This is a genomic window from Hydrogenophaga sp. L310 (assembly GCF_055703065.1).
The window spans coordinates 197,226-213,181 of the sequence record NZ_JBVPZA010000007.1; the positions used below are offsets into that span (position 1 = coordinate 197,226).

Annotated in this window: 18 protein-coding genes; 11 read left to right on the top strand and 7 right to left on the bottom strand. The window is 67.7% G+C overall.

The genetic code is table 11. The features are described 5' to 3' along the window. Window positions 1–4 precede the first annotated feature (4 nt). The 7 genes from AC0GNO_RS13915 (at window position 5) to AC0GNO_RS13945 (ending at window position 6,215) form a co-directional block, all read left to right on the top strand. Window positions 5–643: a thiol:disulfide interchange protein DsbA/DsbL gene (locus AC0GNO_RS13915; RefSeq protein ID WP_472890199.1), complete on the top strand. Its 639-nt coding sequence runs from the start codon at window positions 5–7 to the stop codon at window positions 641–643. Window positions 644–782: 139 nt separating this feature from the next. Further along, window positions 783–1,418: a lipopolysaccharide transport periplasmic protein LptA gene (gene lptA / locus AC0GNO_RS13920; RefSeq protein WP_472904355.1), complete on the top strand. Its 636-nt coding sequence runs from the start codon at window positions 783–785 to the stop codon at window positions 1,416–1,418. Between the two features lie 5 nt (window positions 1,419–1,423). After that, the gene (gene lptB / locus AC0GNO_RS13925) at window positions 1,424–2,200 is read left to right on the top strand and encodes an LPS export ABC transporter ATP-binding protein (protein ID WP_472904384.1); all 777 of its coding nucleotides are present in this window, start codon (window positions 1,424–1,426) and stop codon (window positions 2,198–2,200) included. A gap of 193 nt (window positions 2,201–2,393) precedes the next feature. Next, window positions 2,394–4,043, top strand: coding sequence for an RNA polymerase factor sigma-54 (rpoN, locus tag AC0GNO_RS13930; RefSeq protein ID WP_472904356.1), 1,650 nt, complete (start codon window positions 2,394–2,396; stop codon window positions 4,041–4,043). Next, window positions 4,040–5,374 (top strand): THUMP domain-containing class I SAM-dependent RNA methyltransferase, encoded by a 1,335-nt coding sequence (locus AC0GNO_RS13935; protein WP_472904357.1) that lies wholly within the window; start codon window positions 4,040–4,042, stop codon window positions 5,372–5,374. The genes rpoN and AC0GNO_RS13935 overlap by 4 nt, the downstream gene beginning before the upstream one ends. Then, entirely contained in the window at window positions 5,371–5,826 is a 456-nt protein-coding gene (locus AC0GNO_RS13940; RefSeq protein WP_472904358.1) for a putative toxin-antitoxin system toxin component, PIN family, read from the top strand. Before AC0GNO_RS13935 ends, AC0GNO_RS13940 begins: the two co-directional genes overlap by 4 nt. Next, a complete protein-coding gene (locus AC0GNO_RS13945; RefSeq protein WP_210822460.1) occupies window positions 5,823–6,215 on the top strand; it encodes a glutaredoxin family protein in 393 nt (130 codons plus the stop codon). The genes AC0GNO_RS13940 and AC0GNO_RS13945 overlap by 4 nt, the downstream gene beginning before the upstream one ends. Window positions 6,216–6,224: 9 nt before the next feature. On the opposite strand, the gene AC0GNO_RS13950 is transcribed toward AC0GNO_RS13945, so the two are convergent. Both AC0GNO_RS13950 and AC0GNO_RS13955 read right to left on the bottom strand, forming a co-directional pair. After that, window positions 6,225–6,470, bottom strand: coding sequence for a hypothetical protein (locus tag AC0GNO_RS13950; protein ID WP_472904359.1), 246 nt, complete (start codon window positions 6,468–6,470; stop codon window positions 6,225–6,227). Between the two features lie 22 nt (window positions 6,471–6,492). Then, window positions 6,493–6,954, bottom strand: a complete 462-nt coding sequence (locus AC0GNO_RS13955; protein WP_472904360.1) for a winged helix-turn-helix transcriptional regulator — start codon at window positions 6,952–6,954, stop codon at window positions 6,493–6,495. A gap of 89 nt (window positions 6,955–7,043) precedes the next feature. Here AC0GNO_RS13955 and AC0GNO_RS13960 point away from each other — a divergent pair, with 89 nt between their 5' ends. The 3 genes from AC0GNO_RS13960 to AC0GNO_RS13970 all read left to right on the top strand — a co-directional run bounded on the left by AC0GNO_RS13960 (window position 7,044) and on the right by AC0GNO_RS13970 (window position 11,001). Further along, window positions 7,044–7,898, top strand: a complete 855-nt coding sequence (locus AC0GNO_RS13960) for an SDR family oxidoreductase (protein ID WP_472904361.1) — start codon at window positions 7,044–7,046, stop codon at window positions 7,896–7,898. 341 nt (window positions 7,899–8,239) lie between these two features. Beyond that, the gene (locus AC0GNO_RS13965; protein WP_472904362.1) at window positions 8,240–9,976 is read left to right on the top strand and encodes an N-acyl-D-amino-acid deacylase family protein; all 1,737 of its coding nucleotides are present in this window, start codon (window positions 8,240–8,242) and stop codon (window positions 9,974–9,976) included. Between the two features lie 218 nt (window positions 9,977–10,194). Next, window positions 10,195–11,001, top strand: a complete 807-nt coding sequence (locus tag AC0GNO_RS13970) for a YecA/YgfB family protein (protein WP_472904363.1) — start codon at window positions 10,195–10,197, stop codon at window positions 10,999–11,001. Window positions 11,002–11,158: 157 nt separating this feature from the next. On the opposite strand, the gene AC0GNO_RS13975 is transcribed toward AC0GNO_RS13970, so the two are convergent. The 3 genes from AC0GNO_RS13975 to AC0GNO_RS13985 all read right to left on the bottom strand — a co-directional run bounded on the left by AC0GNO_RS13975 (window position 11,159) and on the right by AC0GNO_RS13985 (window position 13,865). Next, window positions 11,159–11,626 carry a CZB domain-containing protein gene (locus AC0GNO_RS13975; RefSeq protein WP_472904364.1) on the bottom strand — a complete coding sequence of 156 codons (468 nt, stop codon included), beginning with the start codon at window positions 11,624–11,626 and terminating at the stop codon, window positions 11,159–11,161. 204 nt (window positions 11,627–11,830) lie between these two features. Then, window positions 11,831–12,973, bottom strand: a complete 1,143-nt coding sequence (locus AC0GNO_RS13980; protein WP_472904365.1) for a DNA alkylation repair protein — start codon at window positions 12,971–12,973, stop codon at window positions 11,831–11,833. A gap of 10 nt (window positions 12,974–12,983) precedes the next feature. After that, window positions 12,984–13,865 carry a LysR family transcriptional regulator gene (locus AC0GNO_RS13985; protein ID WP_472904366.1) on the bottom strand — a complete coding sequence of 294 codons (882 nt, stop codon included), beginning with the start codon at window positions 13,863–13,865 and terminating at the stop codon, window positions 12,984–12,986. A 72-nt stretch (window positions 13,866–13,937) separates the two neighbouring features. On the opposite strand from AC0GNO_RS13985, the gene AC0GNO_RS13990 reads away from it, so the two are divergent. Next, entirely contained in the window at window positions 13,938–14,909 is a 972-nt protein-coding gene (locus tag AC0GNO_RS13990) for an NAD-dependent epimerase/dehydratase family protein (RefSeq protein WP_472904367.1), read from the top strand. Here AC0GNO_RS13990 and AC0GNO_RS13995 read toward each other — a convergent pair. Together AC0GNO_RS13995 and AC0GNO_RS14000 are read right to left on the bottom strand one after the other, a co-directional pair. Next, complete coding sequence (locus AC0GNO_RS13995; RefSeq protein WP_472904368.1) at window positions 14,898–15,386, bottom strand: CinA family protein; 489 nt, start codon at window positions 15,384–15,386, stop codon at window positions 14,898–14,900. The genes AC0GNO_RS13990 and AC0GNO_RS13995 overlap by 12 nt on opposite strands. A gap of 1 nt (window position 15,387) precedes the next feature. Beyond that, window positions 15,388–15,933: a phosphatidylglycerophosphatase A family protein gene (locus AC0GNO_RS14000; protein WP_472904369.1), complete on the bottom strand. Its 546-nt coding sequence runs from the start codon at window positions 15,931–15,933 to the stop codon at window positions 15,388–15,390. Window positions 15,934–15,956: the final 23 nt, after the last annotated feature.

Sequence of the window (15,956 nt, forward strand, 5' to 3'; positions counted from 1 at the left end):
TTCGATGCAACGCCGCGATCTATCCCGTTCTCTGCTGGCTGCCGGTGCCCTCGCTGCCAGTGGCCTGGGGCTCAGCCCCGCCTGGGCGCAGCGCGTCGGGTTCCAGGAGGGCAAGGACTTTGTCCGACTGAGCAAGCCGGTGCCGGTCAGCACGCCACCGGGGCAGGTGGAAGTGGTGGAGTTTTTTGCCTACTCCTGCATCCACTGTCACCATTTCGAGCCGCTGCTCGACGCCTGGATCAAGAAGCTGCCCGCCGATGTGAAGGTGCGCCGCGTGCCGGTGGCCTTCAACACGGCTTTTGTGCCCATGCAGCGCCTGTATTTCGCGCTGGAATCCATGGGCCTGGTCGATGCCCTGCACCAGAAGGTGTTCAAGGCTTTTCACGAAGAGCGCTTGCCGCTGACCACGGCGCCGGCCATCACCGCCTGGGTGGAGAAGCAGGGTGTTGACCGTGAAAAATTCACCGGTTTCTTCAACGGCAGTGCCATCAAGATGGCCGAGGCCGCCATCGGGCTGCAGAACGCTTATGACGTTGAAGGCACACCAGCGCTGGGTGTGGCGGGCCGTTTTTACATCGGTGGGCAGGGTCCGCGCACGATGCTGATTGCCGATTCACTCATTGCTGAAGCACGCAAAACCTGATCCCGGGTTCCCCGTGCCGCGAGCAAGACCCGCTGCAGGCGGGTCTTGTGCTTTTCGGGTCGGTTCATTGAGCGCTGGACGCCGACAAGTGGCCTTTGCACCGTTACAATGAATGCAAGATTTGTGCCCTATTAAAGCCATGCCCACACACCACCTTCCCCCCCCATGGATCCGCAGTCTCTTTGTCACGATGGCCGGTCTGGTGCTGGCAGGCGCGGCCCAGGCGGAGCTGGCCGACAAAGACAAGCCCATGAACATCGAGGCGGACTCGCTGCGCTACGAAGACACGCGGCAGACCAGCGTCTTCACCGGCAATGTCCTGATCACCAAGGGCACCATCGTCATGCGGGGCAGCAAGATGGACGTGCGCCAGGATCCGCAGGGCAACCAGTTTGGCGTGGTGACCGGCACGGCGGCAGCGCCTGGTTTCTTCCGCCAGAAGCGCGAAGGTCTGGACGAGTGGATCGAAGGCGAGGGTGAGCGCATCGAATACGACAGCAAGGCCCAGACCGTGGTGTTCACCGGCAGCGCCGTCTTGCGCCGCTACCGCGGCACCCAGCTGAACGACGAAAGTGTGGGCAACCAGATCACCTACAACAGCCTGACCGAGGTGTTCACCGTCAAGGGTGGACCCGCCAACCGCACGGCCGCCAACCCCTCGGGTCGCGTGCGTGCCATGCTCACGCCCATTCCCGATGCGGCGTCCCCGGCACCCGCCCCGACCGATCCTGCCAAGCTGCGACCCAGCACCGATCTCAACGAGAAGCAGAAGTGACGACCATGCTCATGGCCAGCACGCCTCAGGCGATGGCGGTGCGCAGCAGTCTGGAAGTCCGGGGTCTGAAGAAATCCTATGGCACCCGCACGGTGGTCAAGGATGTCTCGCTCAAGGTCGACAAAGGTGAAGTGGTCGGCCTGCTGGGCCCGAACGGCGCCGGCAAGACCACCTCGTTCTACATGATCGTGGGCCTGCTGCGTGCCGATGGCGGGCAGATCCTGCTCGACGGCCAGCGCATCGAAGGCTTGCCGATCCACCGCCGTGCCCGGCTGGGCCTGGGTTACCTGCCACAAGAGGCCTCGATCTTCCGCAAACTCACGGTGGCGCAGAACGTGCGCGCCGTTCTGGAGCTGCAGCACGATGTGGATGGCAAACCCCTGACCGAAGCAGAAATCGGCAGCCGCCTCGATGAACTGCTCAAGGACCTGCGGGTGGACCATCTGCGCGATTCGCCGGCGCCCGCCCTTTCCGGGGGCGAGCGGCGCCGGGTGGAAATCGCCCGGGCCCTGGCCACGCGCCCGCGCTTCATCCTGCTGGACGAACCCTTTGCCGGCATCGACCCGATTGCGGTTCTGGAGATCCAGCACATCATCGGTTTTCTGAAGTCCAGGGGCATCGGTGTGCTGATCACCGATCACAACGTGCGCGAAACCCTGGGCATCTGCGACCACGCCTACATCATCAGCGACGGCCATGTTCTGGCCAGCGGTCCCACCGCAGAGATCGTGGAAAACGCCGAAGTACGCCGTGTGTACCTGGGCGAGAACTTCCGCATGTGAACATGACCGCCACGCTCGTCATTGCATGTACTTCGCGGCCCCCCGAGGGGGTTGATTCGCCTTGGGGCGGCCCGGCGGCGTCTTGTGGCCCCCACGCCTTGCCGCTGCGCGGCGCGCTGCCCCCCAAGGGGGTTGATTCGCCTTGGGGCGGCCCGGCGGCGAATCTCCGTTTCCCACTGCTGTACGCCCAGGCATGAAGCAAGGCCTCTCCCTGCGTGTATCGCAGCACCTGGCGCTCACGCCCCAGTTGCAGCAATCGATCCGCCTGCTGCAACTCTCCACGCTGGAAATGGCGCAGGAGGTCGAGCAGATGCTCGACGAAAACCCGTTTCTGGAGCGCACGGAAGAGATCGCCGAGCGCGAGGCTTTCGGTCTGGAGCAGGTCGATGCGCCGGTGAGCGCCGGCGAACAGATCGCCGATGCCGCGCTGCCGGTGGCCGACGCCGTGGCCGCCCCCGCCGAATTTGACGGCCCGCTGCCTGACCGCGTCAGCAGCACGTCCGACGCGCCCGCCGACAGCGGCTCAGGCGACGAGATCGAAAGCCGGCTCGACGGGGCCACCCCGGTGGAAGAAAGCTGGGAAGGCGACGGCACGGTCGAGATGGCGCCTGACGACAGCGAATGGGGCGGCGACGCACCGGCGCGCAACAGCGGCTCCGGTGGCGACGACGAAACCGCCAGCGCAGCCGACCTGGCCCGCAGTCCCGTCAGCCTCCAGGACCACCTGCACGAGCAGGCCCGCTGCCTGCGGCTGAGCGACGAGGACGCGGCGGCGCTGTATTTCCTCATCGAATCGCTCAACGACGATGCCTACCTCGAAGACGACATGGCCGAGCTCGCCCTGGACTTCTGGCGGCTCATGCACGGCCGCGAGGCCACCTCGCCTGCCATCGAAGAGCTGGAGGCCGTCGAAGCGCAGCTGCGCATGGCCCTGGGCTGGCTGCAGCACATGGAGCCCACCGGCGTGGGTGCGCGCAACCTCGGCGAATGCCTGCGCCTGCAGATCGAAGAGCTGCGCAACACCCCCGAAGCGCGCGCGGCGCTGGCCATCTGCAACCAGTCGATGGAGCTGGTGGCCAAACGCGACATCAAGCGTCTGTGCGCCCTGTGCGGCATCGACGACGAAACGGCGCGCGCCGCGCTGGGTGTCATCGCGCGGCTTGAACCCAAACCCGGGCGCCGTTTCATCGATGTGGAGCGCAACGTGGTCGTGCCCGACGTCATCGTCACACGCGCCGGCCGGGGCTTCAAGGTCATCCTGAATCCCGACGTGATGCCGCGCCTGCGCGTGCACGACGTGTACGCCAACGCCATGCGGCAAAACCGCGGCGGTCGCGACAACGGCGGCGAAGCCGGCCACGCCGCCATGCAGCAGCGCCTGCAGGAAGCGCGCTGGTTCATCAAGAACATCCAGCAGCGTTTCGACACCATCCTGCGCGTATCGAGTGCCATCGTCGAGCGCCAGCGCAACTTCTTCATGCACGGCGAACTCGCCATGCGCCCGCTGGTGCTGCGCGAGATCGCCGACGAGCTGGGCCTGCACGAGTCCACCATCAGCCGCGTGACCACCGCCAAGTACATGGCCACGCCGTTCGGCACCTACGAGCTCAAGTACTTCTTCGGCTCTTCGCTCGGCACCGAAACCGGCGGCAACGCGTCGAGCACCGCGGTGCGCGCCCTGCTCAAACAGTTCATCGCCTCCGAAGAGCCCAAGAAACCGCTGTCCGACAACCAGCTCTCCGACCTGCTCAAGGAGCAGGGCATCGAGTGCGCGCGCCGCACCGTGGCCAAGTACCGCGAGGCACTTCGCATCGCACCGGCCAACCTTAGAAAAAGCCTGTGAATCAATTGAAGTTGTTTCTCCCCTGTGCGGCCGGCGTGGAGGACATGCTCGCCGACGAGGTGCAGCGCATCACCAACGAACCGCTGGCCTTCAAGGCCCGCGGCGGTGTGGGCATCAAGGCCTCGTGGCGCGACGCCATGCGCCTGAACCTGTACAGCCGCCTGAGCCAGCGCGTGCTGGTGCAGCTCTGGCACGGTGGTTACCGCGGCGAGCAGGACCTGTACAACGCAGCCAGCGAGATCGCCTGGGAAATCTGGTTCACGCCGCAGCAGACCATCAAGGTCGAGATCACCGCGCAGCACAGCCCGCTGACCAGCCTCAACTTCGCCGCACTGAAGATCAAGGACGCGATCTGTGATCGCTTCCGCGACAAGCGCGGCGAACGCCCCAGCGTGGACACCACCTGGCCCGACGTGCGCATCTACGCCCACGTCACCACCGAAGAACTCACGCTCTACATCGACACCTCGGGTGAGCCGCTGTTCAAGCGAGGCTGGCGTGAAGACAAGGGCGATGCACCGCTGAAGGAAACGCTGGCCGCGGCCATGATCGCCGCCACCGGCTGGAACGGCGGCGAAGCCGAAACGCTGGACGCCATCACCCCGCTGTACGACCCCTGCTGCGGCAGCGGTACGGTGGTGATCGAGGCCGCGCAGATCGCGCTCAACATCCCGCCCGGGATGCTGCGCCGCTTCGCGTTTGAAAAAATGCTGCCGTTCCAGCAGCATGTGTGGCACGCCATCCAGGACGAAGCCGAACGCGACATGCGCCCTTGGCCCGAAGGCCATGCGCCCATCGTCTTCGGCAGCGACGTCTCGTTCCGCATGGTCGATTTCGCGCAGCGCAACGCCGAGCGCGCGGGCGTGGCCCACGCCATTGAACTGCGCGGCGGCGACGCCCTGCAGCGTATGCCGCCCACCCAGAAACCCGGTGTGATGCTGCTCAACCCGCCCTACGGCGAGCGCATCGCCGCGGCCGGTGTGGCTGGAGAAAACGCCAGTGCCCGCGCCCAGCGCATGGAGCCGCGCGCCCCCCGCACCGGCGCGGCCGGCAAGGCTGCGCCCCCCGCGCCCGGCCTGGGCCGCGAGAGCGCGCAGATGGCCGACGGCGGCGACGGCAGCGAGTTCTTCCAGCAGCTCGCGGCCCACTGGAAAAGCCACTACGCCGGCTGGAGCGCCTGGTTGCTCACGCCCGACCTGAAGCTGCCCGGCAAGATGCGCTTCAAGGAATCGCGCCGCGTGCCGCTGTGGAACGGTCCGATCGAATGCCGGCTGTTCCGCTTCGATCTGACCGCTCGGCGTGCCCCCGACGCCACACCGCCGGCGGCATGAGCAGAACGGATCCGGTGACGCTGGTGCTCGACACCAACGTCGTGCTCGACCTCTTCGTCTACGAAGACCCGGCCACCCTACCGCTGCGCGCGACCCTGGCCGAGCCACAGATCCGCTGGCTGGCCACGCCCGTCATGCGCGAAGAACTGCGCCGCGTGCTGGCCTACCCGCAGGTGGTCAAACGCCTGGAGGCCCGGTCCCTGACCGCCGAGGCCGTGCTCGCTGCCTTCGATGCCCGCGCGCAGCTCGCGGACACGGCCCCCAAGGCGCCCTTCACCTGCAAAGACACCGACGACCAGCAGTTCATCGACCTCGCCGTTGCCCACACGGCCGTGCTGCTGAGCAAAGACAAGGCCGTGCTGTGCATGGCCAAACGGCTGGCCACACTCGGTGTGAGCGTGAACCGCCAATGGGAGCCCGCCGCCATTCAACCCCAACCCATCACCCCATGAAAACCATCGTCCGCGCCTTCTTCAAAACCGTGCGCGCCGTGCTCGGCCCGTTCATGCTGCTGAAAGAGCGCCTCACCCAGCCGAAAGGCGTGGTGCGCGAGCCCGCCGCGCAGACCACCGTCAACCTGCAGTGCCAGAACCTCGCGCTGTACCAGTTCAGCACCTGCCCGTTCTGCATCAAGGTGCGGCAGGAGATGCGCCGCCTCTCGCTGCCCATCGAGCAGCGCGACGCCCAGCACAACGCCACCCACCGCGCCGAACTGCAACAAGGCAGCGGCGCGACCAAGGTGCCTTGCCTGAAGATCACCGATGCGTCTGGCCAGAGCCAGTGGCTGGTCGATTCGGCCGCGATCATCGGCTACCTGCGCGGGCGCTTCGCCACGACCTGAGCCGCAGGCTCAGCCGGCCAGCAAGCCAGCGCTCACCCCAGCCGCATCCGGCCGCTCAAACACCGTGTTGTGCCGCGCCGTCAGCGGTCCGCCGCCGGGAATGGCTTCGCCCTGCGCCGTGATGCCCACGGCCTTGAACTTCCACACCGCGCCGATGCGCTTGAGGTAACCCACATGCTGGCCGGCCGCGTCCAGCACGGCGAACACGCCCTCGTTCACCGGACGCAGGCTCAAGGGTCCCGGCGCTGCGCTCACTGGACGACCCTCCGTGCTGCGCTCATGCCGGGGTCCGCACCCCGGCGCGCACGCCGGGCAAGGGGGCGACTGCCAGCGCGTCGGCGCGCTCGCGCCGCCCGCTCAGGATGCGGCCGAGGTTGCCCTCGATCCAGTCCGCCAGGCCTTCCACCTGACGTGCCACCTCCACGCCCATCGGTGTGAGGCTGTATTCCACGTGCGGCGGCACGACAGGGTATTGCGTGCGCAGCACGAAGCCATCGCCCTCCAGCCACTGCAGCGTCTGCGCCAGCATCTTCTCGCTCACGCCGCCGATCTTGCGGCGCAGGTCGCTGAAGCGGTGCGTGCCCGCCAGCAGCGCCACCAGCACCAGCACGCCCCAGCGGCTGGTCACGTGCTGCAGCACGGCGCGTGAAGGGCATTCGGCCGCGAACAGCTCGCCGCGTTCCATCAGCTTGGCGATGGCGGGGGCTTCGGCACCGGGCAACGGTTCGTTGGCATTCATGGGGTACTTACCTTTGTGTGCGTACTTACGAAAAGTTTGTTAGGTCGGTATTCTCCGCTCCTCTGTTCATCCCCACAAGGAGTTTTTCCATGATTGCCATCACCGGCGCCACCGGCCAGCTCGGCCGCCTCGTCCTCCAGAACCTGCTCAAGACCGTGCCCGCCAGCCAGATCGTGGCCGCCGTGCGCAGCCCTGAAAAAGCCGCCGACCTCGCCGCGCTCGGCGTGCAGGTCCGCCAGGCCGACTACGTACAGCCCGCCACCCTCGAAGCAGCCTTTCAGGGCGTGGACAAGCTGCTGCTCATCTCGTCCAGCGAAGTCGGTCAGCGCGCCACGCAACACGCCGCCGTCATCGCCGCCGCGCAAAAGGCCGGCGTGAAGCTGCTCGCCTACACCAGCCTCCTTCGCGCCGACACCTCGCCGCTCGCCCTCGCCGCCGAACACAAAGAGACAGAAGCCATGCTGCGCGCCTCGGGCCTGCCCCATGTGCTGCTGCGCAACGGCTGGTACACCGAAAACTACACCGGCAGCGTCGGCGCCGCATTGCAATACGGCGCCGTCATGGGCAGCGCGAAAGACGGCCGCATCGCCTCCGCCACCCGGGCCGACTACGCCGCCGCGGCCGCCGCCGTGCTCACGAAGGACGACCAGGCCGGCAAGGTGTACGAACTGGCGGGCGACACCGCCTACACCCTGAGCGAACTCGCCGCCGAAATCGCCCAGCAGTCCGGCAAGCCCGTGGTCTACAACGACCTGCCCGAAGCCGCCTACGCCGCAGCCCTGATGCAAGTGGGCCTGCCCGAAGACTTCGCCGCGCTGCTGGCCGACTCGGACGTGGGTGCCTCCAAAGGCGGCCTGTTCGACGACGGCCACCAGCTCAGCCAGCTCATCGGCCGCCCGACCACGCCGCTGGCCGGTGTGGTGAAGGCCGCGCTCGCGGGCTGATCAGCGCAGCCAGACAGGGGTCGCTCAGACGGCATGCGCCTGAGCCGGGTGTGTGCCTCGCTCGCACCCATCTCGCGCGGATGCCGCATGACCCCAGAGCGTCCATGCCAGCGAACAAAAAGCGACCCCCTGCAAAGGGGTCTCTTCCGTCCCGAGGCGATAGTGTTTATAAAGAACCCGTTCACGCACGCGGTCCAACTGCTGGTTTGCGAGAGCCCGTGTAGCCCGTTGCCTGGTCGGGTTTTCCGGGATTGGGCGACGACCTGCAGGGCGCTGGGCTCATAGACCGGCGTTCGTGATCTGCTGCGAAACGTGAAAACGTGACCGTGGAGGGCCAAGACATGGCACACGATGTGGACATGGTTGTCAGAAACGGTCGGATCGTCGACGGGACTGGGGCCGAGGCCTTCGAGGCCGATATCGCCATCTCCGGCGGGCGCATTGTCGAGGTCGGGACGCTCTCAGTGCGTGGACGCGATGAAGTCGACGCGCAAGGGCTGGTGGTCACCCCCGGCTTCGTCGACATTCACACGCACTACGACGGGCAGGTCACCTGGGCGGATCGCCTCATACCTTCATCAAGCCACGGTGTGACAACTGTCGTGATGGGCAATTGTGGCGTGGGCTTCGCCCCATGTCGGCCCGATCAGCATGAGATGCTCATTGGTCTCATGGAAGGTGTCGAAGACATCCCCCACCCGGTGCTGGTGGACGGATTGCCATGGACCTGGGAGACGTTTCCCCAGTACCTTGATTTCCTCGCTACCCGACGGTACGACATGGACATCTGCGCCTACGTGCCGCATGCCCCTGTCCGTGTCTATGTGATGGGCCAGCGCGGCGCAGACCGGGAGCCCGCGACGCCGGCCGATCTGGAGCAGATGGCCCGCATCGTGCGCGAGGCTGTGGAGGCGGGTGCGATGGGCTTTTCAACATCGCGCACTTTCTTCCACCGTTCCGCCGATGGCAAGTCCACACCGAGCTTCGAGGCGGCCGAGTTCGAGCTGATGGCACTCGCACAGGCCCTCAAGGCGTCGGGCAAGGGCGTCATGCAGCTGATCAGCGATTTCGACGACCCCGAACAGACCTTTGCATTGCTGCGCCGACTGGTGCAGCGTGCGGGGCGGCCGTTGTCAGTCTCTCTGCTGGAGGGAAGTTACGGCCCGATGACACTGCGCTGGCACGACGTACTCGACTGGGCGGCCGAGGCCACCTCCGCCGGGCTCCCGATCAAGGCCCAGGTCCTCAGCCGGGCGATTGGCGTGATGCTGGGACACGAGTTGACGCTGAACACGTTCTACACCTGCGGGTCCTACGTCAAGCTGGCACAGTTGCCCTTCGACGAGAAGATTCGTGAACTGAGGCGGCCTGAGGTTCGCGCGCGCATCCTGGCGGAATCAGCCGATCCCGATCCGACCATCGTGCTGGGGCGCCTGGCGCGGGAGTTCGACCACATGTTCCTGCTCGGCGATCCGCCGGACTACGAGCAGCCGGTCGGGCAGAGCATTGCGGCTCGGGCAAAACGTCTGGCGGTCTCACCGGAAGAGCTTGCCTACGATCTCATGCTCGAGCGAAACGGGCGCAACAATCTCTACGTGACCCTGTGCAACTACGAACACGGTTCACTCGATTCATCACTGGGCATGATGCGTCACCCGGGTTCGGTGCTCGGGCTGGGCGACGGCGGTGCCCACTGCGGGACGATCTGTGACGGAAGCTATCCGACCTTCATGCTCACGCACTGGGTCCGTGACCGGACTCGTGGCGAGCGTCTGCCCTTGCCCGCGGTGGTGAAGCTGCTCAGCTGCGACACCGCACGTGCGGTGGGTCTTGAGGACCGCGGGCTCATCGCCCCCGGCTACAAGGCGGACCTGAACCTTTTCGATCTGGATCGCCTGCATCTGCACGCGCCGGAGGTGGCCCATGATCTGCCGAGCGGCGGACGGCGCCTCGTGCAACGCGCAGATGGCTACACCGCCACGATCGTGAGTGGCGCTGTCGTGTACCGAGGTGGCGTGCCGACCGGACTGCTGCCTGGTCGGCTGGTGCGGGGGCCACAGGCTCCTGCCCTGCACTGAGTGGCGTGGCCCCGGAGTCGCTCGCCAGAAAGCCCGGGCGGCTTTCGGGCCGGATCTTCTGCCGCATGAACCGAAGCCGCCGATGCAGAAACCCACCAGAATGAACAGGCTCAGGAGGGCGCACCGGGTCGAGGGCGTTTGTGGCGTTCGAGCAGGCGGGCCTTCAGAGGGGTGAGGGACTACACTGCCCGCACCGTAAAACCCGACCCCGCTTCAACATGACCTCTGAAACCCCGATCCAGCCGATGGACAACGAAGACTTTGACGCGCTGGACGCCATCCTGGACGACCTGCGCGCGCGCGGCGAAGACGTGCCGCAGTGGGAGTTCTGCGAAGGCGCCATGGCCGCGCTGCTGTGCACGCGCCGCCTGGTGTTGCCCGACGAGTTCCTGCCCCTGTTGCTGGGCACGGGCGACAGCCAGCCCGGCGTGGCCAGCGGCGAAGAGGGCGACACCTGGTTCGCCGATGAAGCGCAATACGCGCAGTTCATGACCCTCTGGACACGCCGCTGGAACGAGGTGGCCAGCGCGCTGGGGGCGAATGTGGAGACGCTGGAGGACGAACGCAGCTACCACCCCGAGGTGATGGACGTGCGCGGCGCCGTCGCGGGTTTGCCCGAGGCGGAACGCGCCGAAATCGGCGATCAGGAGCTGCCGGCGTTTGCGCAGGTCTGGGCGCTGGGCTTCATGTTCGTGGTGGAAAACTGGGCCGAAGAATGGGCCGAGCCGCGCGACAAGGAAGTCGTGGCCATGCTCAACGATGCGCTGGAGGCGATCGTGGTCCTGACCGAAGACGACACCGACGAACCCACGGTGTGCATGCACAGCGAAGACGGCCCGCCGAGCGTGAGCGACGAGCGCCTGAATGCGTTTGGCGCGGCGATCTGGGCGGTGTACGACCTGCGCCAGATCTGGCAGAGCCTGGGGCCGCGCGTGGAGCCGGCCCGCAAGGCGGACGAGCCGGGCCGCAACGATCCCTGCCCCTGCGGCAGCGGGAAAAAATACAAAAAGTGCCACGGCGCTTGAGCTTGCCCGCCGCGCTCGCTCACCGCGTATGGCTCGCTGATCTCGATCGGGCGCCATCGCAGGCGCGCTTCCAGCACACGCCGGGGCTCCGGCTTCGCCGGGCCAAGGGCGTGGTTCCCCGGGGAGGAAGCCGCACAGCGGCGCAGGGGGGCTCTTGTCAATCCCTTTGCATCTCGCGCAGCAGGCCCAGCACTTTGGCGCGGCTGCGCTCGAAGTCGGTGTTGAGCAGGGTGCTCGCGCGGGCCATGCGGTTGTTGCGGGCCAGCGCCAGCGCCTGAGACGCCATGGTGTGAAGCCGGAGGTGCTCCTGCTGCAGGTCGAGGAAGCGTGGGTCCCGGTCGGTCATGCGCGGGTGCATCCGGGCCAGCCACTGGCCGAGATCGCAGTGGTGCGCATCGGGCAGCGGCCTGATGCCGTGGGTGTGGGTCGAATCCACCGCCAGGTGTTCGTTGAAGAGCACACACCATTCCAGGTGGTGAATGACCGCTGCCCGGGTGTCGAGGCGCTCGGGCCGCAGGGCGGTGGTCGGGCCCGGCGTGGACAGACGCGGTGTCCCCGGCGCGGAACGGTTGGGCATGAACGAGAGCAGCCAGGGCAGGCGTTGAAGCAGTTGCTGGAATCTCATGGCTTGGGGTGTGTGACAAGGACCCGCCGTCGGTCCTTGGGCCAGCGGGTGCAACCGGTACCTTAGCGGCGCGGGCCCTGCGGGGCGCTGGCAGCCTGTCAAAAGTGACAACGCCGGCCTTGGGGCGCCATTTTTGGTGTGGATGCATCAGCGATGTGACGCATTGCACCCTGATAGGGGCGATCCGAGGGGCGGACGGCGGGATCAGTTCATCAGATCGAAGTCCGCCTGGGCCAGTGTCTGGCCATTCACCTGCAGTTCGATGCGGTGCGGACCGGGGTAGAGCACCCGTGTGGTGACCGGGCGCAGGCTGTGGCGTTTGCTCAGTGTGCGCTGTTCGCCGGGGCCCAGCGTGAGCTTCCAGCCCTTGAACACCTTGGGCGAGGTGGACCCGTTGGCGCGCACGTGGTGAACCACGTAGTCCACCAGCAGGTCCTGCGGCTGCGGGCTGCTGGACGCCAGCGAGACCGCCAGCGCGATTTCGCCGCCCACCGCGGCGCGGGTGGCCGAGAGGCCGAGCGAGACCGTGCCCCGCAGGCCCTGGCCCACACCCCAGGCGGACAGGGTGGGCGCGTGGCCCTGTTTGATCAGGCTGCGGCTGGCGTGGCGCAACAGGGCCGTGCGCGCCGGGCTGGCGGCACGCAGGTGTTGGTGCACCCAGTCGGCGACCAGCTCGGGGTGGTCCTTGGCGATGTCGTTCAGGTGGTTGGCCACGCTGCGGCGCACGTAGGCGCTGGGGTCGTCCTGCAGGGCGCGCAGCAGGGGCAGCGTGGGCGTGGGGTCGGCCACCAGCGCCTGCAGCCGCAAACCCCAGGGCAGGCGCGGGCGGCTGCCTTCGCTCACCAGCCGGCGCACGTGGGCGCTCGGGTCTTCGACCCATTGCGCCAGCGTCGCCAGCACCGTGTCAGGTGCCCGCTGGATGAAAGGGCGGATCGCGAACTCGGCCGAGAAACGCTGCGTGAGCGCGTGCAGGCAGCGCAGGGCGCGTGGCACATCGCCCATGCCGCGGCGGGCCACACAGTCCCCCATGGACCACACGATCCAGCCCGAGAGGCCCTGTTCGCTCTGAGCGTCGCTCAGGCCCGCAGGTTCGCCCCGAGCGTCCAGTGGAATGGGCGGCGCGAGGCTGGCTTCGAGCACGCTGGCGGCGTCGGCAAAGTCGGCGGGCAGGGCCGCCTCCAGCGCGTCGGCGATCTGCATGGCGCGGGCCTTGAATTCGAGGGCGTCCAGGCCACTGGCGGCGCGGAGTTCAAAGCCCTGACGGTCGAACGCCGGCCACACGCGTTGCAGGTGTTGCCCAGCGCGTTGCACTGTGCCGGTGTTGATGAGGTTCTTGAAGGGTTCCATGCCGGTCCGTTCACAACATCGGCGGCAATTCGCGCGCCAGAAAATCCACCACCGCACGGATGCGCCGGCTGGTGCGGATCTCGCGGTGCACCACCAGCCAGACCGGCATCGCCGGCACCGGCAGATCGGGCAGCACCGCCACCAGCAACGGGTCGTGACGCAGCAGGTAGCTGGCCACGAAGCCGATGCCCAGGCCGGCGCGCACCGCGGCCCAGTAGGCGATCAGGTCGTCGGTGCGCAGCGCGAACTGTTCCGGCCCCACCGGGTGACCCATGGCCGCGAATCCCCGGTAGATTTCCTGCACGCGGTCATTGCCCACCAGCTCATGGGCCAGCAGATCGGCGGGCGTCAATGGCGTGCCGCGCCGGGCCAGGTAGCCGCGGTGCGCGCAGGCGCTCACGCCCACCTGTCCGATGCGCCGCGCCACCAGCGTGCCCTGCGCCGGACGCAGCATGCGGATCGCCACATCGGCCTCACGGCGCAGCAGGTCGCTCACCGCGTTGCTCACCACCAGCTCGATCTGGATGCCGGGCAATGCGGTGCGCATCTGGGCCAGCAGCGGCGGCAGCAGAAAACAGGCCACCGGCTGGCTGGCCGAGATGCGCACCGTGCCCGAGAGCGTGGCCTGGGCCTGTTGCGCACCGCGCATCAGCGTCTGCGCGCCGGCCTCCATGGCCCGCGCCGCTTCGGCCAGCCGCAGGGCGGCGGGTGTCGGCACGAGCCCCCGACCTGTTCGCTCGAACAGCGGCGTGCCGAGTTGCGCTTCCAGTTGCGTCACATGCCGGCCCACCGTGGGCTGGCTGATGCCCAGCGCACGCGCCGCGGCCAGCAGGCTGCCATGCTGGTGCGCCGCCAGGAACGAAGGAATCAGCTGCCAGTTGAAGTCGAACATGTTCGGAAATGCACAACCGGTGTGCACATTCGGTGGATTGTGCCGCCCGATCCGGGCGCCCACAATGACCGCATGGCTGAACCACACACTGCTTCTTCTTCGGGCTCCGGCCTGCACACGGTCCTGGGCGCGGGTGGCGTGATCGCCCGCGAGCTGTCGCTGCAACTGGCTCGCGATGGACGGCACATCCGTCAGGTGGGGCGCCATCCGGCGGCGGTGCAGGCCAGAGATCAGCTGAAGACCGCCGACCTGCTGGATGCGGGCGCCACCGCCGAGGCGGTGGCCGGCAGCGAGGTGGTGTACCTGGTGGCGGGGCTGGCCTACGACGCGGCCGTCTGGCAGGCGCATTGGCCGCGGGTGATGCAGAACACCATCGATGCCTGCCGCCGCCACGGTGCGCGCCTGGTGTTCTTCGACAACGTCTACGCCTATGGCCGGGTGGACGGCGCCATGACCGAAGACACCCCGTTCAACCCCTGCAGTCGCAAGGGCGAGGTGCGCGCGGCCATCGCCTCCACGCTGCTCGGCGCCATGCGGCGCGGCGAGCTGCAGGCGCTGATCGCGCGCTCGGCCGACTTCTATGGCCCGGGTGCCCGGTTGAGCTTGCTCGAAGCGGTGTTCTTCGCTCGCCTGCGCGCCGGCAAAGCGCCGCAGTGGGTGGGCAACCCGGATCTGGCGCACACCTTCACCTTCACGCCCGATGCCGGGCTCGCGCTGGCTGTGCTGGGACAGACACCCGAGGCGTTCGGTCAGACCTGGCACCTGCCCACGGCGCAGTCGCTGGACGGCGCGGCGGTGACCGGCCGGGCGCTGGCGCGGGCCGTGTGCGCGCTGGCCGGTCAGCCCGATCGCCTGCAGGTGGCGCCAGCCTGGCTGCTCCACGCGATGGGCTGGTTCGTGCCGGTGCTGCGCGAGAACCGCGAGATGATGTACCAGTACCAACACGGCTACCGCTTCGAGAGCGGCAAGATCGAACAGGCCTTCGGCCTGCGGCCCACGCCGTACAGCGAGGGCCTGGCCCGGACCTGGCGTTCAGCGGCCTGAGGCGAGGAGGGTGCGCAATCCGGTCAACGCGTGCGCCACCGTCGCCTGGCGCACCGCAGCGCGGTCGCCGTCAAAACGCCGGTGCTCGGTGAACACGCCAGCGGGTGTGGCCCAGCCGAACCACACCGTGCCGACCGGCTTTTCAGGGCTGCCGCCGGTGGGGCCGGCGACGCCGGTGACGGCCACCGACCAGTGCGCATGGGCGTTGGCCACGGCGCCCGCCGCCATGGCATGCGCCACCGGCTCGCTCACCGCGCCGTGCGCCTCGATCAGCGCCGCGGGCACGCCCAGCAGCTCGGTCTTGGCGGCGTTGGAATAGGTGACGAAACCGCGTTCGAACCAGTCGCTGGAGCCGCTGAGTTCGGTGCAGGCGCCGGCGATCAGGCCACCGGTGCAGCTCTCGGCCGTGACCATCATCTGGCCGCGTGCCCTGAGTTCGCTGGCCAGTTGTTCAACCAGTTCAGGGATGGGGGGCATCTCAGTATCTCCAGGCTGCGATGACGAGCAGCGTGCACAGCGCCGCCGCAAAATCGTCGAGCAGGATGCCGAAGCCGCCACGCGGGCCGAAGCCCTTGAAGGTCCGGTCGGCCCAGGCCATGGGCCCGATCTTCACGGCGTCGAACACTCGGAACAAGACAAACGCATAGAGCTGGCCCCAGAAGCTGGTGGGCGAGACGAGCCAGAGCACGAGCCAGAAGGCGACCACCTCGTCCCAGACGATGTGGCCCGAATCGGCGATGCGCATGTGCTGGGCCGTCACGGTGCAGGCCCACCAGCCGATCAGCGTGCCCAGCCCGATCAGGGCCGCCCAGCCGGCGTCGGACATCGAGGATGGCAACAGGGCGAAGACAGCCCAGGCCCAGAGCGTGCCCACGGTGCCCGGGGCCCAGCGGGCCAGACCCGACCCGGCGCCCAGCGCGATGAAATGCGCCGGGTGCGCGAGCAGGAAGCGCACGCCCGGGTGAGCGATCGGGGCGGGCTGCGCGAGGGCCGCGCGGAGCGGGAGATCGGTGTCAACCATCATGGGTCGATTATGGAACGCGGGTG